The organism is Aliirhizobium sp. YIM B11859 (genome assembly GCF_057163345.1).
On the sequence record NZ_JBXHAY010000008.1, the window covers coordinates 253,011 to 274,142 of the forward strand.

Consider the following 21,132-nt stretch of genomic DNA (forward strand, 5'->3'; position numbering starts at 1 on the left):
CGGTCTCAGGCCGCCGCAGCGCGGGCGACGGAAACGGCCAGCGAATGCTGTTCGCCCAATCCGCGAACCGTGGCGCGGATCTTGTCGCCGGCTTTCAGCGCAAGCTTTTCAGCTTCGTGCAGACGGTGCGGACTTCCAGTCAGGATCACATCGCCTGGCAGCAAACGCAGCTTGCGCGACAGGCGGGCGACGAGTTCCGGCACGGCAAAGATCAGATCGCTGGTATTGCCGCGCTGGACCGGCGTGCCGTTGAAGTCGAGTTCGATATCGAGATTGCCAAGATCGCCGGCCTCGTCGAGCGAAACCACCTGGGGGCCGATCGGAGTGAAGGCAGCAAGCGATTTCGACGGATTGAGGTAATTGGCGCCAGGGCCACCGTCGAGCTTGGGAATCTTTACCACCGAAGCGGGATCCATCAGGTCCTGGGCCACGGCAGCGCCTGCCAGATGGCTCAGGGCCTCGCTTTCAGAAATGTGGAAGGCTTCGCGCTTGACGACGAGGGCAAGCTCCGCCTCGGTCAGAACCGCATCGCTTGGCAGCGGGATTTCGTCATAAGGCCCGGCAAGCGACGTGAAGAACTTCGCGAATACGCCCGGCTCTGTGGGTGTCTGCAGTCCCGAGTGAAGAACATGCGAATGATAGTTTAGACCGACACCGATGATCTGGCGGGGTGCCGAAACCGGTGAACCGACACGAATTCCTTCCGGCACGCCCTCTTCGGCCGAAAGGCTGGAGGAATTCGCCCAGTCGAGGAAGGCATCCCACTCAGCATAGATCGCCTGCGGATCGGCGGAGAAGCGGCCGTCGCTGGCACGGGCGACGTCGAGGATGCCATCCTTAAGAACGAGCTTGAGACGTCCGGCATCACTAAGAATACGAGTCATGGATAGTTCTCTTGTGTTGATTGATGGTGTCAGAGGGATGGGCTCAGACGCCGCAAGCTATCGGTCCCGACGGTGAGAAGGACGGAATCGTCCTGCGGTGAATGGATGCGTGAGCAGAGAATGTCGCGAAAATGCCGCTCCAGCGGATTGTTACGGGAAAGGCCCGGGTTGCCGAGCGTCTTCAGCGCTGTTTCGACGGAAGCGATCAGCGAAGTCGAGATCAGGCTTTTGGCGGCCGCGACGCTTGCGAATGCGCTTTCTTCACCCGCATCCATCTGGCCGGCATAGTGGTAAAGCAGAGACCGCGCCTGGATGATGCCGAGCTCGATCTGCCCCGCCGCCGCGCGAATATGATCGGTGGTGGCAATTGGTCTTCCGAGGTTGGCCGGAACACGCTGATGAGCAAAACGGAGGAAAGCCTCCTGGGCGGCCTGCGCAACACCGAGATAAAGCGACTGGATCAGCAGCACGACCGGCGCCACGGCCCGGTTATCCTGTCTCGTATCGGCAGTGATCACTTCCGGGCTGACGATGTGGTCATGCGGTACCACCACCTCGTCATAGACGATGTCATGGCTCTGCGTCGCTCGCAGGCCCAGATGGTCCCAGGTCGGGATGATGCTGATGCCCGGTGATGACGCGGGGACCAGGAACTCTGCCACGCGCGGTTCCTTCTCATCGGTCACGGCCCATGGCAGGTGGTAGCTCAGTCCTGTCGAGCCGGTGCAGAACATCTTGCGACCGCGAAGAACCCATCCTTCGGAACTATACCGAGCCGTCGTGGCTGGCAGACCGCCGCGGGCCGGGGCGCCGAGATCCGGCTCAGCCCTCAAGGCATTGACCAAGGTCGGCCTATGCAGCGACTCCGAGAGGATTTTCTCGTAAAGATGCGGAGCGATGGCACGTTTGGAGCCGCGGGTCTGCCCGGTATGAAACTGAAGGTTCATCAGCATGATGAGAGCGGCGGACGGATCACCCCGGCCGATGGCAGAGACAAGGCGGACCAGACTGGCGATGCCGAAATTGGCGCCGCCATATTCCGGCCGGACGCTGGCCGTAAGCAGGCCGGCCTCGTGCAATAGGTCAATGGCCTCCTTGGGAAAAGTCCCTTCGGAATCATGCCGTGGCGCATGCTCACCGGCTGTCCGAACGATATCGTCAAGACGAGCAAGGTCTGCAGGGCGCACGTTCTCCGTGACCCAGGTTGCGGGTTTCAGTTTTGACATATGAAATCTTCTGTTTTGAACGGATTGACGCCGGGTTATTCGGCCGCGACGCTCGGGGGCTCGTACCGGCGCCTGGCAAGGCCCGCCTTCACGAGGGGAAGGACATAACGGCCGTAATCGATTGCGTCGTAGAGATTGTCGTAACCGCGGATGGAAATAAGGTCGGCTCCGAGATCGATGTAGTCGAGAATGACATTGGCGACGGTTTCCGGACTGCCGACAAGCGCGGTCGAGGCGCCCCGCGCATTGGTCGCAGCAGCCGGCGCGAACCACAACGCCTTGTCATGCAGTTCGCCCTTCGACGCAAATTCGAGTAGCCGTTGCGAACCGAGGTTTTGCGGCTCTGGCTTGGCACCGCCATTGTGCTCATTGAGACTGTCGAGAATGCGGTGGGCCTTCGCCCATGCCAGTTCGTCGGTCTCGGCGATGATGGGTCTGAATGTCACCCAGATACGTGGTCGGTCAGCCCGGCCGGCCTTTTTTGCCTCGCCGAAAACACGATCGATCTGCTGCCTCGTCTCCTTAAGCGGTTCTCCCCATAAGCCGAATATGTCTGCCTCGCCGCCGAGCCGAAACGCCTGCGCGGACGAACCGCCAACAGAGATGGGAATTGTTGGCTGGACCGGGCGCACAGCGCTGCTGAAACCCTCGAACTTATAGAACTTGCCTTCAAAATCGAATGGTTCGGTCTCGGTCCAAATACGCTTCAGGATGGCGATGTATTCTTCCTGACGGACATACCGCTCCTCCTTGTCGAGAAAGTCGCCTTCCTTCGCCTGTTCGGCATCGCTGCCCCCGGCGATGAAATGCACCACGACGCGACCGTTCGAAAGCTGGTCGAGGGTCGCGAGCGCCTTGGCCGCCACCGTCGGATAGATCGTGTTGGGACGGAGCGCGATGATCAGTTTGATACGCGACGTCACCGCTGCGATGGTCGCGCCGATGGTAAGATTGTCGAAGGAATCTGACGCATAGGGGATGAGCGTGTAGTCGAACCCCGCATCCTCAAGTGCCCGCGCATAACGAACGATATAGGCGGGATCCAGAGGCGCCCCGGCAATAGGCGCTATGTCACTCGATCTGTTCGGAGTGATCATGCTGATAAATTCGACGGTCATTCGCCACCCTTCAAGTCGGAAGTCATGGCGTTGACATTAGTCAAGCGCATCAAGATCGAGAATGACCTGTCTTTCTAAATTCTATCATTTTAGTAGATTACTTTTCCGACCATGCCCAGCACGCGGATTTACAGGTTTTTCAGTTCCGCCTTTAGCTCTTGAAAGGAGTCGAAACGTTGATCCACTATTTTCAACGACTAGTCTCTTTGTCCGATGGCAATGATGAGACCACTCCTGTCAAAAACGCGATTGCCATCATTCGGGCCGCATAGGTCGTCGATTTTGCCTCATCTCTCGGTAAGAAATAATAGTGCCCCTCCCGGCACGCTCTGAGGAAACGGCAATAACCGGGCAGCATGTTTTCCAGACGGTTCCTGGCATCCATTGCGGTCTCGTTGCGGTCGTTGCGATAGGTGTCGAAAACGATATCCGCGTCGAAATCGGGCAGCGCCTCCGGGCTGAAGACCGCGCCGGAATTTACCGCAATGGCCTTGGTCAGCGCCGGGGTGGCAAAGCCTGCATCGCGCGCAACAAGACCGATACTGCCATAGCTCCGCTCGACGCTGAGCTTGCGGTCGCCGGTCGCGGAAATGACGGAGATCACCGGCGGCTTGTCTCCCGCGATCAGCCGCAACTGGCCGATCTGGGCGTGGTAGCGGCGTTTCAGAAGTTCGAGTGCCGCCGACCGGCCGGTCAGGTCGGCAAGCACATCGTATATGGCGTCTGGCCCACGCGCGATGTCGTCGATTACCACGGTCGGCGCGATCGCCTGCAACTGTTCAGGCGGCGTCGGGCGCCCTTTGAATGTCAGGATCAGATCCGGCTTCAGTGCCGCGATAGCCTCAACATCGACTGGCTGCATCCCGAGGAAGATCATACCGGTATTGTCGAAATCCTGGCCGGTCAGCGTCATACCGGAGCGAAGAAAATGATGGCCGCCGCGGCCCAACCTGCCCTGGCTCGCAATCGGCACGACGCCGAGTTCGAGCAAAGGCACAGTCAGGTCCGCATCGTCGAGCGAGACTACGCGTTGCGGCCGATCGCTGATCTCGAGCCGGCGCCCGGTGTCGTCGACAAATTCACGTGCAGACGCGGCCGGGATCAGATGCGGCACGCCGAGCGTCAGGCAGGCGGCGAGTGCGAGGATTGCAAAACCGGGCCTCGTCAAAGCGTGTCCCTCCTCTGCCACATCAGGAACAGGAAAAACGGCAGTCCGAGCACGGCCATCAAAATGCCGGCGGGAATCTGGACCGGGGCGAAGATTGTGCGGCCGACGGTGTCTGCGAGAAGCACGAGAAGGCTGCCAAAGGCCGCGCTGCCGAACAGAAGCGGCATCTGCGCCGAGCCGAAGGAAAGCCGGGCAAGATGGGGAGCGACAAGCCCGACAAAGCCCAGTGCCCCGACCACCGATGCGCAGGCGCAGGTCAAAAGCACGGAACCGGAGAGCCTTGCTGCATTGAGGAGGCCCGAGCGGACGCCGAGACCGGTCGCCGCCATGTCTCCAAGCATGGCTGCATCCGCCGATCGGGTTGTCGCGACAAGCAGGGTGAAACCCAAAAGGGTCCAGGGCAGGATCAGTTGGAGATCGTGCCAGGAGGCGGCATGAAGGCTGCCGCCGAGCCAGATCATCGCTGTCTGCACCTCGCTGATCCGCGCCATGGTCATGAACAGTGCGATGCAGGAGGAAAACAGCCAGGAAATGCCGATCCCGATCAGAACGAAGCGGAGCCCGGAAAGCGAGCGGGCGATCGCGATCACCACAGTCGCGACAGTTGTACCACCCACAATCCCCAATAGGGGGCGCCAAGAAGGCGACAGCTGCGGAAGGAACAGCAGAGCTGCGACCACGGCGACAACTGCACCTTCCTTGACGCCGATCAGACCGGGATCGGCCAGACCATTGCGGGTGGCTGATTGCATCGCCGCGCCCGCCGCGCCAAGTGCGGCGCCGCACAGCACGGCGAGAAGAACGCGCGGCAGGCGCAGCTGGCCGATGACGAGCGAGGCGACATCGTCTTCGAGTGAGCCGGAGAGCCAGGAAAACAGGGTCTCGATCGGAACCGAAAGGCTGCCGATCGCCATTGCGGCGAAGGATGCGGCGGCAAGGGCGACGAATGCGACAACCAAGCAGATGAGGACAAGTGGTCGGTAGAGGAGGAAGGAAAGGCGCCCGCCGGCCCGGCGATATCCGGCCTTCCTGTAGCCGGCCTCTGCGTGTCCTGTCTTGCGGTCCGGCCCGCTCATCGGAAATACCGGGCAACGATGAGGATGAAGAAGACGGCGCCGACGGCGCCGGTGATCACACCGGTAGCGATTTCGGCCGGCGCAATCAGCTGGCGTGCCAGAATATCGGCAATGAGAAGCAGGATCGGGCCGCCGATGAGGCAGGCGGAAAATTGCAGGCGCAGTCCCTCACCGATTGCGCGGCGAACGAGATGCGGCACGATCAAGCCGATAAAGCCGATCGGCCCGGACAGCGTAACCGCCGCTCCGCAAAGTGTGGCGGCGATGGCGACCGCCAAGATCCTTGTCGCCTTCACATCGATGCCGAGTCCGCGTGCCACATCGTCACCGAGAGAAAGCACGGCGAGCCGCGGCGCAAGCAGGAAGGCGGCAAGTACGGCAAGGCCGATCGCCGTTGCGCAGATGGCAATATGCGCGCCGGCACGCCCCGCGAGATCACCGGCAAGCCAGAAGCGCAGATCGGCCAGCGCCTGATCGTCGATCAGAAGCAGGGCCGAGGTGACGGACGAGGCGAAGGCGGAAACGATCACGCCGCTCAATGTGACTTTCAGCGGCGTCGCGCCGCCTTGTCCGATGCCGGAAAGCGCCAGCACGACGGCGAAAGTGGCAAGTGCTCCGATCGCTGCCGCCAGCGGCCGGAACAGACCGGCAGCGTCGAGACCGGCCGCGGACATGGCGACCACCGCCAGTGCCGCGCCTGAATTCAGCCCGAGCAATTGCGGCTCGGCCAGCGGATTGCGGATCACCACCTGCATCAACATGCCAGCAAGTCCCAGAGCGCCCCCGACGAGAAGTGCCGCCTCAAGGCGTGGCAGGCGGAAGAGCATGAGCGCCTGATGATCGAAATCGTCAGGGTCGAAGGCACCGAAGGCCGTGAGGATCGTGCTGGCGGAAATCGCCCTGGGTCCGACCGCAAGCGACATCATAGCGGCGAGGATGACGATGCCGATGAGAAGCGTCAGCCAGAGGAAAGCGCGGATCGGCACCCGCCGGCGAGCCGTCATGTCTGAGAGGACGCCGTCAGCCATCGGCCCCACCCTCGCCCGGCAGTCTCGGCACGAAGACCGGCTTTCCGGTTCTGGGATCGCGGAGCACGTCGACGGTGATGTCGAACACGGCCTCGATGACGTCTGCCGTGCATATGTCGGCGGTCGCCCCGGCGCCATGCACTCTTCCCTGGCGGAAGAAGATCATCTCGTCGGCATGGGCCGCGGCAAGGTTCAGGTCATGCAGTGCGATCACCACGGTGCGGCCATGGTGGCGGCAGAGATCCCGCAGGAGGGCGAGGATTTCCAGCTGGTAGCGCAGGTCGAGCGCCGATGTCGGCTCGTCGAGCAGCAGGAGCGGCGTTTCCTGCGCCAGCGCCATGGCAATCCAGCAGCGCTGCCGCTGCCCGCCGGAAAGGCCACTGACCGGCCGGTCGGCGAAATCCCTGACCCCGGTCATGGCCATGGCGCCGTCGATCGCCGCAAGATCGGCCTCGCTCCACAGGCCGAGCAATCCGCTATGGGGAAACCTGCCGCGAGAGACCAGTTCGAAAACGGTAATCCCCTCCGGCATAGGAGGGGATTGCGGCAGGATCGCCAGTTTGCGGGCCACCGCCCGGGAGGCTTGCGAGAGGATCGGCTGTCCGTCCAGTTCCACCACCCCACCGGACGGGGTGAGAAACCGCGCGAGTGAGGCGAGCAGCGTCGACTTGCCCGATCCGTTCGGCCCGACCAGCGCAGTGAGCCGGCCGGGCGAAATCGCCGCGCTGACCTGCCTCAGGATTTCCGCCTTGCCATAGGAGAAAGTGACGTCCCTTGCAGCGAGACTGACCGCCTGCTTATATCCTTGGCTGTCTCTGTGCGGACCGTTCAAGACCAGCGCTCCTCAGAAAGTCGAGGAAAGCTTGAAGGTCACGGCACGCGGCTCACCATAATAGTTCTGGCGCCGGGCATTCCAGATCGACTGGTAATACGTCTTGTCGAACAGATTGCTGACCGTCAGACTCGCTCGGAGGTGCTCGTTGAACCTGTAGCCGAGCTGCAGGTCTGCCACAGCGTAGCCGCCCTGGCTGAAGCGCGTGTTGCCATCCATGTAATAGACATCGCTGAAAACCCTCATGCCACCACCGACGCTCAAACCCTCGAGCCTGCCGGTATCGATCGTGTATTTGTTCCACAGTCGGAAGGAATGTCTTGGCGCACGCGGCTCGAAAACCGAGCCTTCCGCGTCCGGGTCATCGAGATATTTGCTGGCGAGATAGGTGTAACCCGCCGTCACTTCCCAGGATGGCATGACTTCGCCGCTGATTTCCGCCTCTATACCACGGCTACGTGCCTTGCCGGCGGCGATCGAGAAATCCGCATCGTCAGGATCCGCCACCGCTCTGTTCTTGTCCTCGATCTGGAAGAGCGCCAAGCTGGCATTGGCCGCACCGTCAAACAGTTCGGTTTTCACCCCGATCTCGTATTGCCTTCCTTCACGCGGATCGATGATTTCATTGTCCACGGTGACCGCATCCTGCGGTACGAAAATCGAGGCATAGGACGCATAGACCGATAGCTTGTCGGTAATGTCGATAATCCCTGCCAGATAGGGCGTGAATTCGTTATCCACCGAGGCGCGTGAGGTCTCTTCGCCCGTCCCACGATCCGTCGTGCGGCTATCCCACCAGCTGAGACGCCCGCCGACAATGATCGTGCCCCATTCCACTGGCTTGATCTGCGCCTGACCGTAGAGTCCGTATTGTTCGCTCTTTAACCCGTCGAAGCGGTCGAAGACCCAGTCCGGCTCGGCAAAGCTGTAATCCGGATGATAGATGTCGAAAGGCACGTTTGCACCACGTGCCATGTCCAGCTCTTCCGTCGATCGGGAATAGTCAGCTCCGACAAGAACCTTCTGCTCCAATCCGCCGACATCGAAGGGAAGCGTGAGCGAACTGTCGAAATTGAAATTGCTTTCACGGTCGATCCGGTGTTCAGGAAGAAGCCGCGTCAAGCCAGTGGCCGGATCAACGGCGCCGTTGGCATAGGCCAGCTTGCCGTCACGCATCCGGTCGAGATAAGTGGTGTTGATATTCAGCGTCGCACCACCATCGAATTCGTGCTGTAGCTTGGCAAACACGTCCTTCGATCGGGTCTCGCTGAAATTCCAGTCGGCTCCCGCGAATGTGGAGCGCGGCACGTCAAGCGGGCGGCCATCGGCATAGGCCGGCAGGCCGCGGGAATTCCGACCGTCGCTTTCCTGCCAGGTTCCCCCGATCGTCAACGTGGTCTGGTCGGTAATATCGAAATCTAGCGTTCCGTACACCAGCTTCCGATCATGATTGACCAGGTCGATGAACGAATCTCCCTTGTCCCAGGCACCGACGATACGTCCACGCACGCCACCATCAGCGGAAAGCGGGCCGCTGACATCCGCCTCAATGCGACGGCGGTCCCAGGAGCCCACCTCTGCGTCCATTTTGATCTGCCGTTCATCGGTCGCCTGCTTGCGCACCAGATTTACTGTGCCGCCCGGCTCACGCGCACCTTGCAGGATACCGGCTGGCCCCTTCAGGACCTCAACGCGATCATAGATCGCCGTGTCGAACGTCATCACGTCGGTGTTGCTTGAAACCGAACTGCCATCGACTTGAAGACTGGTTGCCTCGAAACCGCGGAATTCGATCTGCGTGCGTTCATTGAGTTCGTCGTTCCTCAGCGTCGTGGCACCGTTCGTCGCCGCAGCGACGTCCTGCACGCTGGTCAAATTCTGATCCTCGATCTGCTGGCGGGTAACGACAGAAACGGAGTTGGGAATCTCGCGCAGATTTCGCGTCATCTTGCCGATCGTTACCGTTTCCGCCCGATAGGAACCGCTGCCCTCCGTGGTTTCCGAGCCGCCTTGAACGATGATCCGCTGAAGCTCCGTCGCATCCGCCGCACCGGCATCGGATGCCTGGGCGGGATTGTAGATCTGGATCGTCCGTGCATTGCTGAAGCGATAGGAGAGACCCGTACTGGCTAGCGCAGTCGATAGCGCCTGTTCGGCCGTCATCGATCCACGCACCGGCTTACCGCCCACCAACATGCTGCCATTTTCCCTGAAGACGACCGAGAAACCGGTAATCCGACCGATATCGTTGATGGTCTGCGGTACCGGTCTTGCCGGAATATCGAAATCATAACGGTTCGCTGCGGCCTGCCCCTGCTCGCCCGCCGGCTGTTGCGCCACCGCGATGGAGAAGCTGCTTACCGTTGCCAGCAGAACGACCACCATCACATTGCGCGCCCCGCGCAACCCATATCCCGCCATGCCTATACGCCCTCTACACTTTGTCCCGCGAACGCCGACCGGGCTTTCAGCCGGTTCCTGTGCTCTTGAAGACTTCACGTATGGGAGATGCGATCACTGAACCGCGATCGGCGACATTTATACAAAAAATTCGCAGAACATTGATTTCGTTATTTTAAATTACGGACCCACGATTGTCAGGCGCCCGCCGAGACTGTGCAGACTGAAGCCAACGCTCGCCTGCAGGGATTGAAGCGCGGCGTCGGTATCGTTGAGCGCAAAACTGCCAGTTACTCTCTCGTCGGCTAAGCTCGCGCCGAGGACAACGATGCGCCCCTTGCGATAGCGCTCGATCTCTGCAACGACATCGGCAAGCCGTGCCTGGTAGAATGTATAGCGCCCTCCCCGCCATGCAAGCGCATCCTCCAGCGCCACCGACTGGACGCCCCTAACACCTTTCGGCCCAAACAGCACCTGTTCGCCGGGCTGGAGGATCGTCTGCGAAGACGGATCCCCGGCACTCACAGCCACCCGGCCATGTACCAGAGTAACGGAGCCGCCATCGTCGACGAGCCGAACATCGAAGCCGGTACCAAGCACGCTAACCTTACCATCTGCAGCCTCCACCACGAAGGGAACGGTGGAAGGAATGACATCGAAATAGGCCCCACCACGCAGCAGACGAACGCGCCGCTCACCGGCGGAAAGGTTGAGTAACAGCGCGCTGTCGGCATCGAGAAGCACGGTTGATCCATCGGCCAGTGTCACCGTCCGCCGTTCGCCGCGCGCGGTGGCATAATCGGCGCGCAGATCATCGATCAGGCCCGGACGTTCCAGCCACATGCCCCCTGCCAGAACGACCGCCCCGAGAAGGGCCAAAGCACCAAGCTTGCGGGCGATCCTGCGGTCTCGCTTGGTCTTGTCCATGGCCTTGAGATAGACGGAAAGTTCATCTGCCTCTTGCTCGGCAAGGCGGTGGCCGGGGGCTTCCATGGTCTGCCAGGTCGCCTCGACATTCCGATAGGCTTCAAGATGCGCCGGATCCGCGTTCAGCCACCTGTTGAAATCGGCTCTCTGTGCCGCGGTCGTTTCGCCCAGAAGCGTGACGAACCATGCCTGCGCCTGTTCCGGCGGCTCAGGGCTTTGTCCTGCTATCGATTGCCGTTCGCTTGATGTCATGACAGTCCGGAACGCAGCCGCTCGCTTTCAATCCCCGGCGATAGCCACGCAGGCGGCAACCGCACGCGCCATATGCTTGGCTACAGCCCTTTGCGAAATGCCGAAGGCTCCGGCGATCTCGGAGAAACTCCTACCGTGAATCCGGTTGAGAAGGAAGATATGCCGGGTGCGTGTCGGCAGGGCCGAAAGCGCCTCGTCGATCGAATTGAGTGACTGGTGGGCCGACAGGACATCATGTGGCGATGGCGGCGGCGGCGCATATTGCTCCGGCAGGATCTTGCCGAAGAAATCGGTGCAGCGCTGGCTGGCGCGAAGATGGTCGATCGCCGCATTGCGCGCGCAACGGTTGATATAGGCCGCCTCGCTTCCTTCCCGATCGGTCGCCCTTTCCCACAGTCGCAGGAAGATATCATGCACCAGATCACCGGCCGTCGCCCTGCAACCGATGCGGCGGAAAATCTGCCGCTCAAGCCGGTCCCTCTCGGCGATATACAAGGATGCAATCTGTTCGGACTTTGCGATCATAAATTGCTTGCTGTGTTGCTCAGGATAATATCCTCCATTGCTACGAAAGTCGTATAAGGCTTTCAACCTCAATAACTTAGAGCGGGCGCCAAACGCAGCGCAGCCAAAAGCAATACCTTCTTCTTATTATCATGTTTTTGCAGCATTATTGGCCTTCGCTTATCCGCGCAGAGCCGCGGCGCACCAATCGCATATGTTGCATCTTTTGCGGCATCGTTGCCGAAATGCGACAATTCTTCACACGGCCTGGAAGAGGCCGAAGACCAGCAGCCAGAGACCGGACAGGAGCGTGACCACATCCATCATGGCGCGAAAATGGTGGTCGCGGATCCGGGCCACGAGGGGACGGATGGTGAAGGTTCCGAGCATCAGCGCCAGCCCGATCGCCGCACCTCTCACCAGATCCAGCATGGAAATCGCGCCGAACTCATGGAAACTGACAATCTTCGCCATCTGGACGATCAGCGAGGCGGTCGCCTCGGTGGCGATGAAGGCACCGCGCACGAGGCCAAGTGCCAGAAAGGCCGGCACGCTGAGCGGCCCGGTGGAGAGAAAAAGCCCCGTCAGGAAGCCGATCACCGCACCGGCAAGGGCCATCTGAGCCAAGCTGATCGAGACGACGGTCTTCATCGCCATCCGACGCAGCGGCACCAGAGTCATGATGAAGAGACCAAGCAGCATTTCCGGCCACCCGCGCGGCATGTGTACCAGCGTGTAGGCGCCAAGGGCTGCGGCCGGTATGCCCGGCAGGGAATAGGCAAGAACGGCTTTCCAGGCGATAGATCGCCACCATGCAATCGCCCGCGACAGGTTGGCCATGAAACCCGCGACGGCCATGATCGGTATCGCCTCGACGGCACCGAACATCGGCACCAGCAATGGCAGAAGCAGCAGGCTGGCGCCGGTTCCGATCACACCGCTCAGCGCGCCGGCGCCGAGTGCTGCACCGAGCAGCAAGATCCACTGTTCCAAGATCGGTCCTCACACGGCATGCACCGGCATCAATTCGGGAAAACTTCATTCAAATCGGCGATCGCCTCGCAGGTGAGGCGCGAGACGGGCCGGTCCCCGATGAGAAAGAACAGCTTGGCCGTTTCCTCGAGTTCCTCATAGGCGTGTACCGCGTCCTGCAAGGATTTACCGGAAACGATCGGGCCGTGATTGGCAAGCAGCATTGCCTTGTGTCCACCAGCGATCTGGCGAACGGCATCCGCAAGCCTGCGGTCTCCGGGCCGGAAATAGGGAAGAAGCGGCAATCGCCCGATCCGCATGATCTGGTAGGCGGTGAGCGGCGGCAGTACATCGGACGTGTCCTCATGGCAAAGGCAGGACAATGCAACCGCATGGGTGGAGTGAAGGTGGACGATTGCCATCGCCTTCGGCTGCTCCTGATAGACGGCGAGATGGAAAAAAGCCTCCTTGGAGGGCGGATCACCGGCAATATGCGTGCCGTCGGTCGAAACCTTGGAGATCTGTCCCGGCGTAAGGAAGCCGAGCGACGAATCGGTCGGCGTTACCAGGATTGCACCGTCGGCGAGCCTCACCGACAGATTGCCTGCGCTGCCATGCGCCAGACCGCGCGCGTACAGCAGGGCGCCAAATTTCACGATATCCGACCGAAAACCGTCTTCGTTCAAGGGTCCATTCCATTCTGCAGCAGGTTCAACGCCTTCGCGAAAAAGTCCGGCGCGCCGAAATTGCCGGATTTGAGCGCCAATGCAATACGCCCGTCCATCCCCGCCAGAATGGGAACGCCGGGATCGATTTCCGGCCCGATTGTCAGCGCATCGAGATCAAGGGCCTGGGCCACGGCGCCCGAGGTCTCGCCGCCGGCGACCACCAGCCGTCTTATCCCTTTCGCGACGAGGGCGCGCGCCACGTCAGCGAACAGCCCATCCAGGCTTTGGGCCAGTTTTTCACGCCCATAACGCGCCTGCAAGAGCTCCACCTCGGAGGGATCGTCGGACGAATACACAAGCGGCGCCTGTCCCGCATGCCTTTCCACGAACGCCACGACATCATTGATGCCGAGCGTACCGGCCATGACCGCATCGATGTCGAGGGCAAGGACGGGATGGTTCTGGCCATGTGTGGCGATCTGCCGGCGCGTGGCAAGGGAGCAGCTGCCGGCAAGGATCGCGGCCGGCCCCTCGACGCCGGAAAAAGGCGTAACGCTGCCCTTCGCCCGACCGTTGCGGATAAAATTGGACGGCAGACCGATGGCAATCCCGGATCCACCGGTGAGAAATGGCGCGCCGGCTGCGGCCGTTCCGAGCGTGACGAGGTCCTCGTCGACCGACGCATCGCAGATGACTAGGGTCTTCCCCTCTGCCGCAGCGTCATCCAGCGCCTTGCGGACCGCGCCTGCCCCCGACCGCACCGTCGCGGTCGCGACAAGGCCGACCGGCGTGGTCGTCTGCCGCGCCAGCCAGCGGCGTATATTGGCATCGGTCATCGGCGTCAGGGGATGATGCCGCATGCTGGATTCGCTCAGCAACTGGTCGTGGACAAACAGATGGCCCTGATGCACCGTGCGGCCGACCGTCGGAAACGCCGGGCATGCGATGACGCCCCCGACACCGAGTGCGCGGGCGAGGGCTTCGCCGACCGGCCCGATATTGCCTTGCGGCGTCGAATCGAAGGTCGAGCAATATTTGAACACAAACTGCTCGCAGCCCTGCGCCCGCAGCCATTCGAGCGCCGCCAGCGATTGTGCCACGGCCTCCTCGACAGGGGCCGAACGCGTCTTCAGCGAAATCACGCCTGCCTCGACCGAAGCCGCTGCCGGCGCTTTCGGGATGCCGAGATATTGCGTCACCGCCAAGCCGCCTTCGCCCGAGATCCCCTTGGCAAGCGTATTGGCAATGTCGCCCGCCCCTGTGAAATCGTCTGCAACAACGCCCAGCAACATGACTTTACCGCTCCTTGCTTTCAATCAACTGTTTCATCCGCAGGACCGCGCTTTCGGGCGCGGCCAGCACCGGCACCGCGACGACGGCCTGCACGAGATCGGCGGCGCGTGCGGTCGAGAAATGCGCAAGCATGACGGCATCGTAACCGGCAAAGCCGGGCGCCTGCGCGGCGATCAGGCTGTTGTGTGCCTCCGCATCGCCCTGACGCAGCCGCTCGATCGCGTCCTCGACGAGTATCACGTCGAGGGTAGCGGCGGAGCCGGTCGCCGCCACGAAGGCATCGAACTCGTCACGCATTGTCGCGACGGACGGCGCGAAAGTGGCCAGCATGCCGATCCTGTCGCCACTGGCGATCGCGGCCCGGAACATCGCCTCGTTGGGTTTGAGAACCGGCACCGGCAGTTCTGCCGCGAGCCGTTCCAGTGGCGGGCCGAAGGCCGAGCAGGTGGCAAGGATGCCGCCTGCGCCGATACCGTATGCATAGTGGCCGAAGGCCACGAAGCGGTCTGCCAGGGTTTGGGAGAGCTCTTCCTGTCCGGCGCGGTCGATGCTGAGGCTGTCATCAAGAAGGTTGATCGTTTCCGCCTGCGGCCAGACTTTGGCGAATGCCTGCATGACCGGCGCAATGGCCACCGGCGTGGCATGCAAGAGAACGATGCGATCGGGCTTGCTCATGCTGTCTCTCAATCGGTTTTGGAGCAATCGGGGCCGAGAGATCCGGCCCCGACCGGTTGTCGTCGTCTTATCGGTAGAGCGGCACCACACCCATCATGACCGCGGTCGCGATGAAGATGAAGAAGATGCCGAGGCACCATTTGAAGCACGCGCGCTGCCATTCGCCCATGTCGAGACCCGTCATGCTGAGCAGCAGATAGATGAAGGCGGTGAGCGGGCTGAGCATATGGAAGGCCTGTCCGAGCAGCGAAGCGAAGCCGACCTCGAACGGGGTGAAACCATAGACCTTGCCGGCCTCGACCAGAACCGGCAGCACGCCGTAGAAGAAGGCATCATTCGACAGGAAGAAACCGCCCGGCGCCGAAATCAGGACCACGATCAAGCCCCAGAAGCCGCCCATCTGCGGCGGGATGACGTTGACCATGCTGCTGGCGAGCGCGTCGGACATACCCGAATTGGTGAACAGTCCCATGAACACGCCGGCGCCGATGACCATGATGACCGTCGCCAACACTTCGCCGGAATTGGCGTAGATCCGCTCCTTCTGCTCCTGCAGCGTCTTGTAGTTGATCACCAACGCCAGAACCGTTCCGACCAGGAAGATGAAGACCGGATCGAAGGTGCCGGCAATCAGCAGGACGAGCGACGCAACCGTCAGGAAGGCGTTGACCGGTGCCAGATGTGGGCGTTTCAGCGCATCGTCGGGGCCGGCCGTAGACGCAAAGATCTCTTCGATATCGGCATTGCTCAGATGCTGGACGCCGAGGCGCTTGCGTTCGGAAAGCCCGAGGAAATAGGCGCCGGCGGTCACGAACAGGCTCGCCAGGATCATTCCGGGCAAAAGCGCGTTCAAAAGCGCCTGCACGTCGATACCGTCGATCACAGCAATCACCCGCGCGGTCGGTCCGCTCCACGGCAGAAGGTTGAGAATGGTGTTCTGCAGGATGAGCAGCACCGCCAGATGCATCATCTTGAGATTGAGCCGCTTGTAGACCGGAATGAAGGCCGTGCAGCAGATCAGCGTGGTGGTAGTGCCGTCGCCGCTCATCGACACGACGGTCGCCAGAATGCTCGTGCCGACCAGCACTTTCAGCGGATCGCCCTTGGACAGCTGGACGACCTTTTTCGTCAGCGGGTCGAATACGCCGACATTGAGCATCAGCGAGAAAAACATGATCGCGAAGAACAGCAGGAAGGCCGTGCCCGATGTCTTTGTCAGCCCTTGCTTGACCCAGGCGCCCAGCACGTTGACCTGATCCCAGATCGTCACGTCCCCGACCGGGATTTCCAGCGTCTTTGCCGCCGGCGCCTGATAGAGGCCCAGCAGCGCCCCCAACACCGCCATCAGCACTGGGATCAGCACGATCGCCGTAAACGGATGCATCTTCTTGGTCAGGATCAATGCCATGAACAGGATGACCGTGGACCACGCAATTATCGTCAGTAACATGCCTCTCTCCCAAAGCAATGTGCAGTCTATCGTCTAAGCTCCCCCTTCCCGGCGCTCAGGCCAGGAAAGCCTCATCCTGCAGGCGCCGCAGGCGCCACAGTGTCGAACCGACCGGCTCCTCAACCATGTCGTATGTGATCGTTTTGCCGGCGGGAATGTCCACAGATGCCCGATTGCCGGTCAAAAGATGGGCACAGGCGGCATTGCCGGAGGCAACCGGCCGGGCCGGCACGATGCGCGCCGTCGTCTGCGGGCTGTGATCGTTGCCGAAAACTTCGCCCGCCCTGATGTCGTGGGCCGCAACCTTCACGAGGTCGTAGCGCTGCCGGTAATCGTCGGAGCCGGTATTGAGCCCAAGCAGTCCGGCGACGAGGATCGAGGTCGACGTTTCCACGCCGCACAGGTGATAGGGCCGATAGATGACGGCGGCCGTGTCGTCGTAATTGGCGATCTGGCCCTTGGTCGTCAGGACATGGTTGGAATAGGCGTTGTCGCAACGGACGACGAGGAAGACGCCGCCGCCCAGACCGCCTTCGGTGGGTGTGCGCAGGCAGGTCGCCAAATCGATCACGCCGCCGGTTTCGAAGATGCCGCCATTATCGGTTTCGCAATAGGCGACAGGTATTTCGGTGATCCGCAGCGGCGCATGCACGAGCGTATCGATGGCCGGCGCGAGACCGGTATAGTTGGCGGCGACCGTCGTCTCGCAGAGATCGTAGGATCCCGGCTGCGGCAGCCGGGCCAGGATTTCGCGGCGTTTGGCGATATATTCGGCCGCATGCCCTTTTGGGATCATGCCAAGATATTTGCGGTCTTCCGGCGCGATGGTGACCGTTTCGACATAGGGCGCATGGATCTTCTTGTCGGTCTTGATGGTGACGGTGCCCTGCGCTTCGTCATAGATGAATTCGCCATCGGTCGCCTTGCCGCCGCTCAGCACCTCCAGGCCGATCGACTTCGCCCATTCGTAGAACTGGATCAGCAGGCCATGCTGGTCGCCGTCGACAGGGGTGTAGACGACGCCAGCCTCGTCGGCCTTTTTCTTGAGAATGGGACCGATGGTGACGTCGCAGTCCTTGGTGATCATCGCGACATGCTTGCCGTTGTCGATCGCCTTCAAGGCGTAGTCGGCGCTGGCCTCAGGTATGCCGGTCGCCTCGCAGACGATATCGACGGCTGCAATCTCTGCAACGAGCTCGCAGCGATCAGTATAGATGCGGCGGCCAGCCTCGATCTCCTGCTGCGCCTCTTCGGCAGTGCCGCAATAGACGACCGTCGAGGGATCGATGCCGGCCTTTTCATAGGCGCCTTTGGCCGCATCGACCGAGATATCGGCCACCGCCACCACCGTCATCATCGGCGTATACGGATCCTGCGTTACGATCGCCGTGCCATAATTCCCGGCACCAATCACGCCGACGCGGACGCAGTCCTTTTTCGCAAATTTCTTGTAGAGATGATGATAGATCACTGTTCAACTCCGCTAATTGCAAAGCTCCGCCGCCACGGACCGCATCCCTGCGCCTCCGTCTCGAAACCGACGACGTTGCCTTTTCCCCTCCGCGCGATCCGGCATCGGCCGGTTGCGCAATCTCCATCCCGGTCGCCATGCAAAGACGACTTCATCAATCTGTCATAGGAGAGCTTGACCGGTCTGTAAAATTGCGATCTGTCATGTCTAGCCATTCCCAAATGGAATGACGGTACCGCGTTTCGGGAGGAGGCGATGGATACTCGCAGCTGGAAGGTCGTCGCGGAACTGCGCCGCACGGCAAACATCACCCATGCAGCCGACCGCCTGGCCATGACGCAGCCGGCCCTGTCGAAACGGCTGCAACTGATCGAGCGCGAACTGGGCACACGCTTGGTGGAACGCAGCTCGAAAGGCATCACCTTCACGCCGCAGGGCGAATATGTGGCGCGCGAGGCGGAGAAGGCCCTCGCGCATCTCGCCGAGATGCAGCAGACGCTTTTGACCTTTCAGGATCACCGCACCGGCACGATTCGGCTCGGAATGACAAATTCCTTCGTGCGCTACACGCTGCCGGCACATCTGCGGGCCTACAAGGCCGACCATCCGGGCGTGGACTTCAGCGTCTCGACCGGCGTCAGCTCGGAAATCGCCAACAGGCTGGAGCGCGACGACATCCAGGTCGGTTTCATCTGCGGCGACATTTCCGGCAATTTCAGCCGCCTGCAGATCGGTACCGAACAGGCCTGCCTCGTTAATGCCGACAGCCTGAGGCTGGAAGATCTACCGGAGAAGCCGCAGATCTCCTATCTGAGCGACCCGTTCGCCACCAAGATGCTCGAACAATGGTGGTCTGACCATTTCGTACAACCGCCCCGGATCGGTATGCGGGCGAACCATGGCGACACCTGCCTGGAGATGATCGCCAACGGGCTTGGCTACGGCATTTTCCTGTCGCCAAAATTTCTCGACGAAAGCCGACGACTGTTTCGCATGCCGCTGTTTCACAAGGATGGTCGGCCTCTTTCCCGTGCACTCTGGATGATCTGGAAAGGGAAACAGGCGGAGCCGCCAATCGTCGGAAGGTTTTTAAGCTTCCTCAACGATCGGTTCAATCTCAACGCCCCGAACGAAAGTAAGATGTGAAACCGCCTTACGGCCTTGAACCATTTCGAACTCTTGACACTGTCTAATGTGTGTGACCGGGCCTGAACGCATCGAGACTTGTAAATTCGTCGCTCTTTAGCAAAGCCGAACCTAGGCGCCTGAAAAAGTAGCGGTCAAACATCGGTTTTGTCCGACCTCCCAGATCATTTTGAAAAACATGACGCTCGAAGCGAGAATGCTCTTTGTACGCGCAGAAATAAAAAAATCATGTGTTGGCTCCTCAACTCACCAGTCCCTACCTCCGGAACGATTCGTGTCTTCTGTCTGTTATGGCCGATATCCGTATAGGGAGGAAAAGGCATGGCAACGCTCCGCGCCAACTGGAAAGGTCACATCAGGTTTGGCGAGGTTACTTGTCCAGTGGCGCTCTACGCGGCGGCCTCTTCTTCCGAGCGCATGAGCTTCAACATTCTCAACCGCAAGACAGGCAATCGAGTGCGCCGCGAATTCGTCGACAGCGAGACAGGCGACGTCGTTGAGCATGACGAGCAGGTGAAGGGATACGAGATCGGCAATGGCCGCTACATCGTGCTGGATCCTGACGAAATCGCAGCAGCGGTGCCCGATAGCGACAAGACACTCGCGATCAGCGCTTTCATTCCATGCGATGAAATCGACGACGTTTATTTTGACAAGCCCTATTACCTTGTTCCGCAAGAAACCGGAGAGGAGGGATTTGCCTTGTTGCGCGATGGGATGAAGGAGGCAGGGGTCGCGGCAATTTCCAGTACGGTACTGTTCCGGCGACTTCGGCCCGTCCTGATCAGGCCATATGGCTATGGCCTGATGGGCACCACGTTGAATTTCGACTACGAGGTTCGCTCCGCTGATGAAGCCTTCGATGATATGCCCGACATCAAGATTGACGGGGAGATGCTGGACCTTGCGTCGCACATCATCGGTACGAAGAAAGGCGGCTACGATCCTTTCAAGTTCGACGACCGCTACGACGAAGCTCTCGCTCAACTCGTGAAGGCAAAAATCGAGGGCAAGCCCTACAAGAAGGTTGCCCCGCCCAAGGCATCAAAGCCGAGCGATCTTCTCCAGGCTCTGCGGGACAGCGCTGGAGCAGATCAGAAAGAACCGGCGAGCAAACGGCAGCCTGCCAACTCCGATGCTTCTCCGAAGACAACTTCAAAGCGTGGCAGACAAACTTCCGCAGCCACGTCTCGTCGCAAGGCCGGATAAGGGAGCTGAAACGTCATGCCATTGCGTCCCTACTGGAAAGGCTATCTCAAGTTGTCGCTCGTGACCTGTTCAGTCGAGATGACACCGGCGACCTCCGACAGCGAAAAGATCAGGTTCCATACGCTGAACCGCAACACCAACAATCGGGTTCAGAGCCGATATGTCGACGCAGTTACCGGCAAAATCGTCCGCGAACAGGACGAGGTGAAGGGATACCAGCGCAGCGAAGACGAATATGTCATGCTTGATGATGATGATCTTGAGCATGTGGCACTGGCAAGCACGAAGACGATCGACATTTCCACCTTCACGCCCCGTGATGATCTCGAGTGGATATGGCGCGATAAACCCTATTATCTCACGCCGAACGACAAGGTGAGCGAAGAAGCTTTCTCCGTCATCCGTGCAGCAATGGACAAACAGAAGATGGTTGGTATTTCACGGCTCGTTCTCGGACGTCGCGAGCGCGCGGTGATGCTTGAACCGCGTGGCCAAGGCATCGTTCTGTGGACTTTACGCTATGGTGACGAAGTGCGTGAGCCCAACAACTATTTTGACGACCTGAGCAAGGCGAAGCCGGAAAAGCAAGCGATCCCGCTCATCCGCAAGCTGATCAAGAAGCAGACCCGCCACTGGGATGCCGGCATGGTATCGGACCCGGTACAGGAAAGGCTTCTCGACATCATAAAGTCGAAGAAGAAGCACCGCCGAGCCAAGGTTTCAGCCGCCGAACCTGCGAAAGCTGACAGGCAGAGTAACGTCATCGACATCATGGATGCGCTTCGAAAGTCGGTGGAAGCCGACAATCGCCGGTCAAAGAGGAAGTAGCGCTA

At 60.5% G+C, this 21,132-nt stretch carries 19 protein-coding genes; 3 read left to right on the forward strand and 16 right to left on the reverse strand.

Translation table 11 applies throughout. The features are described from left to right. Window positions 1-5 precede the first annotated feature (5 nt). From AC2GXZ_RS26395 to AC2GXZ_RS26470, 16 genes are all read right to left on the reverse strand, one after another. Window positions 6-884, reverse strand: a complete 879-nt coding sequence (locus AC2GXZ_RS26395; protein ID WP_483762202.1) for a fumarylacetoacetate hydrolase family protein — start codon at window positions 882-884, stop codon at window positions 6-8. Between the two features lie 29 nt (window positions 885-913). Next, a complete protein-coding gene (locus AC2GXZ_RS26400; protein ID WP_483762203.1) occupies window positions 914-2,110 on the reverse strand; it encodes an acyl-CoA dehydrogenase family protein in 1,197 nt (398 codons plus the stop codon). Between the two features lie 35 nt (window positions 2,111-2,145). Continuing rightward, window positions 2,146-3,228 (reverse strand): LLM class flavin-dependent oxidoreductase, encoded by a 1,083-nt coding sequence (locus tag AC2GXZ_RS26405; RefSeq protein ID WP_483762204.1) that lies wholly within the window; start codon window positions 3,226-3,228, stop codon window positions 2,146-2,148. 190 nt (window positions 3,229-3,418) lie between these two features. Continuing rightward, window positions 3,419-4,396 (reverse strand): ABC transporter substrate-binding protein, encoded by a 978-nt coding sequence (locus AC2GXZ_RS26410; protein WP_483762205.1) that lies wholly within the window; start codon window positions 4,394-4,396, stop codon window positions 3,419-3,421. After that, window positions 4,393-5,472: a FecCD family ABC transporter permease gene (locus AC2GXZ_RS26415; RefSeq protein ID WP_483762206.1), complete on the reverse strand. Its 1,080-nt coding sequence runs from the start codon at window positions 5,470-5,472 to the stop codon at window positions 4,393-4,395. Before AC2GXZ_RS26415 ends, AC2GXZ_RS26410 begins: the two co-directional genes overlap by 4 nt. After that, entirely contained in the window at window positions 5,469-6,500 is a 1,032-nt protein-coding gene (locus tag AC2GXZ_RS26420) for a FecCD family ABC transporter permease (protein ID WP_483762207.1), read from the reverse strand. Before AC2GXZ_RS26420 ends, AC2GXZ_RS26415 begins: the two co-directional genes overlap by 4 nt. Further along, on the reverse strand, window positions 6,493-7,332 hold the full coding sequence (locus AC2GXZ_RS26425) for an ABC transporter ATP-binding protein (RefSeq protein ID WP_483762208.1): 840 nt from the start codon (window positions 7,330-7,332) through the stop codon (window positions 6,493-6,495). The genes AC2GXZ_RS26420 and AC2GXZ_RS26425 overlap by 8 nt, the downstream gene beginning before the upstream one ends. A 12-nt stretch (window positions 7,333-7,344) precedes the next feature. Beyond that, entirely contained in the window at window positions 7,345-9,753 is a 2,409-nt protein-coding gene (locus tag AC2GXZ_RS26430; protein ID WP_483762209.1) for a TonB-dependent siderophore receptor, read from the reverse strand. 159 nt (window positions 9,754-9,912) lie between these two features. Continuing rightward, window positions 9,913-10,911, reverse strand: coding sequence for a FecR family protein (locus AC2GXZ_RS26435; protein WP_483762210.1), 999 nt, complete (start codon window positions 10,909-10,911; stop codon window positions 9,913-9,915). A 27-nt stretch (window positions 10,912-10,938) separates the two neighbouring features. Further along, window positions 10,939-11,436, reverse strand: a complete 498-nt coding sequence (locus AC2GXZ_RS26440; RefSeq protein ID WP_483762211.1) for an RNA polymerase sigma factor — start codon at window positions 11,434-11,436, stop codon at window positions 10,939-10,941. Window positions 11,437-11,673: 237 nt separating this feature from the next. Continuing rightward, on the reverse strand, window positions 11,674-12,408 hold the full coding sequence (locus tag AC2GXZ_RS26445; RefSeq protein ID WP_483762212.1) for a TSUP family transporter: 735 nt from the start codon (window positions 12,406-12,408) through the stop codon (window positions 11,674-11,676). Between the two features lie 29 nt (window positions 12,409-12,437). Next, window positions 12,438-13,073 (reverse strand): 3-oxo-tetronate 4-phosphate decarboxylase, encoded by a 636-nt coding sequence (gene otnC, locus AC2GXZ_RS26450; RefSeq protein WP_483762213.1) that lies wholly within the window; start codon window positions 13,071-13,073, stop codon window positions 12,438-12,440. Beyond that, a complete protein-coding gene (otnK, locus tag AC2GXZ_RS26455) occupies window positions 13,070-14,347 on the reverse strand; it encodes a 3-oxo-tetronate kinase (protein ID WP_483762214.1) in 1,278 nt (425 codons plus the stop codon). The genes otnC and otnK overlap by 4 nt, the downstream gene beginning before the upstream one ends. A 4-nt stretch (window positions 14,348-14,351) precedes the next feature. Continuing rightward, a complete protein-coding gene (locus tag AC2GXZ_RS26460) occupies window positions 14,352-15,023 on the reverse strand; it encodes an arylsulfatase (RefSeq protein ID WP_483762215.1) in 672 nt (223 codons plus the stop codon). Window positions 15,024-15,090: 67 nt separating this feature from the next. Further along, the gene (locus tag AC2GXZ_RS26465; RefSeq protein ID WP_483762216.1) at window positions 15,091-16,473 is read right to left on the reverse strand and encodes a CitMHS family transporter; all 1,383 of its coding nucleotides are present in this window, start codon (window positions 16,471-16,473) and stop codon (window positions 15,091-15,093) included. Between the two features lie 55 nt (window positions 16,474-16,528). Continuing rightward, window positions 16,529-17,944 (reverse strand): NAD(P)H-dependent oxidoreductase, encoded by a 1,416-nt coding sequence (locus tag AC2GXZ_RS26470; RefSeq protein ID WP_483762217.1) that lies wholly within the window; start codon window positions 17,942-17,944, stop codon window positions 16,529-16,531. Between the two features lie 255 nt (window positions 17,945-18,199). On the opposite strand from AC2GXZ_RS26470, the gene AC2GXZ_RS26475 reads away from it, so the two are divergent. From AC2GXZ_RS26475 to ku (AC2GXZ_RS26485), 3 genes are all read left to right on the forward strand, one after another. Next, the gene (locus AC2GXZ_RS26475; protein ID WP_483762218.1) at window positions 18,200-19,090 is read left to right on the forward strand and encodes a LysR family transcriptional regulator; all 891 of its coding nucleotides are present in this window, start codon (window positions 18,200-18,202) and stop codon (window positions 19,088-19,090) included. Window positions 19,091-19,411: 321 nt separating this feature from the next. Continuing rightward, window positions 19,412-20,299 carry a non-homologous end joining protein Ku gene (gene ku, locus AC2GXZ_RS26480; RefSeq protein ID WP_483762219.1) on the forward strand — a complete coding sequence of 296 codons (888 nt, stop codon included), beginning with the start codon at window positions 19,412-19,414 and terminating at the stop codon, window positions 20,297-20,299. Window positions 20,300-20,314: 15 nt separating this feature from the next. Continuing rightward, window positions 20,315-21,127, forward strand: coding sequence for a non-homologous end joining protein Ku (gene ku / locus AC2GXZ_RS26485; protein WP_483762220.1), 813 nt, complete (start codon window positions 20,315-20,317; stop codon window positions 21,125-21,127). The last annotated feature ends 5 nt before the right edge of the window (window positions 21,128-21,132 follow it).

What these genes read in the sequence shown, in the direction of transcription:
- AC2GXZ_RS26395 (WP_483762202.1), bottom strand. Translation starts at nt 884, where the DNA reads ATGACTCGTATTCTTAGTGATGCCGGACGTCTCAAGCTCGTTCTTAAG.
- AC2GXZ_RS26400 (WP_483762203.1), bottom strand. Translation starts at nt 2,110, where the DNA reads ATGTCAAAACTGAAACCCGCAACCTGGGTCACGGAGAACGTGCGCCCT.
- AC2GXZ_RS26405 (WP_483762204.1), bottom strand. Translation starts at nt 3,228, where the DNA reads ATGACCGTCGAATTTATCAGCATGATCACTCCGAACAGATCGAGTGAC.
- AC2GXZ_RS26415 (WP_483762206.1), bottom strand. Translation starts at nt 5,472, where the DNA reads ATGAGCGGGCCGGACCGCAAGACAGGACACGCAGAGGCCGGCTACAGG.
- AC2GXZ_RS26420 (WP_483762207.1), bottom strand. Translation starts at nt 6,500, where the DNA reads ATGGCTGACGGCGTCCTCTCAGACATGACGGCTCGCCGGCGGGTGCCG.
- AC2GXZ_RS26430 (WP_483762209.1), bottom strand. Translation starts at nt 9,753, where the DNA reads ATGGCGGGATATGGGTTGCGCGGGGCGCGCAATGTGATGGTGGTCGTT.
- AC2GXZ_RS26435 (WP_483762210.1), bottom strand. Translation starts at nt 10,911, where the DNA reads ATGACATCAAGCGAACGGCAATCGATAGCAGGACAAAGCCCTGAGCCG.
- AC2GXZ_RS26440 (WP_483762211.1), bottom strand. Translation starts at nt 11,436, where the DNA reads ATGATCGCAAAGTCCGAACAGATTGCATCCTTGTATATCGCCGAGAGG.
- otnK (WP_483762214.1), bottom strand. Translation starts at nt 14,347, where the DNA reads ATGTTGCTGGGCGTTGTTGCAGACGATTTCACAGGGGCGGGCGACATT.
- AC2GXZ_RS26460 (WP_483762215.1), bottom strand. Translation starts at nt 15,023, where the DNA reads ATGAGCAAGCCCGATCGCATCGTTCTCTTGCATGCCACGCCGGTGGCC.
- AC2GXZ_RS26465 (WP_483762216.1), bottom strand. Translation starts at nt 16,473, where the DNA reads ATGTTACTGACGATAATTGCGTGGTCCACGGTCATCCTGTTCATGGCA.
- AC2GXZ_RS26475 (WP_483762218.1), top strand. Translation starts at nt 18,200, where the DNA reads ATGGATACTCGCAGCTGGAAGGTCGTCGCGGAACTGCGCCGCACGGCA.
- ku (WP_483762219.1), top strand. Translation starts at nt 19,412, where the DNA reads ATGGCAACGCTCCGCGCCAACTGGAAAGGTCACATCAGGTTTGGCGAG.
- ku (WP_483762220.1), top strand. Translation starts at nt 20,315, where the DNA reads ATGCCATTGCGTCCCTACTGGAAAGGCTATCTCAAGTTGTCGCTCGTG.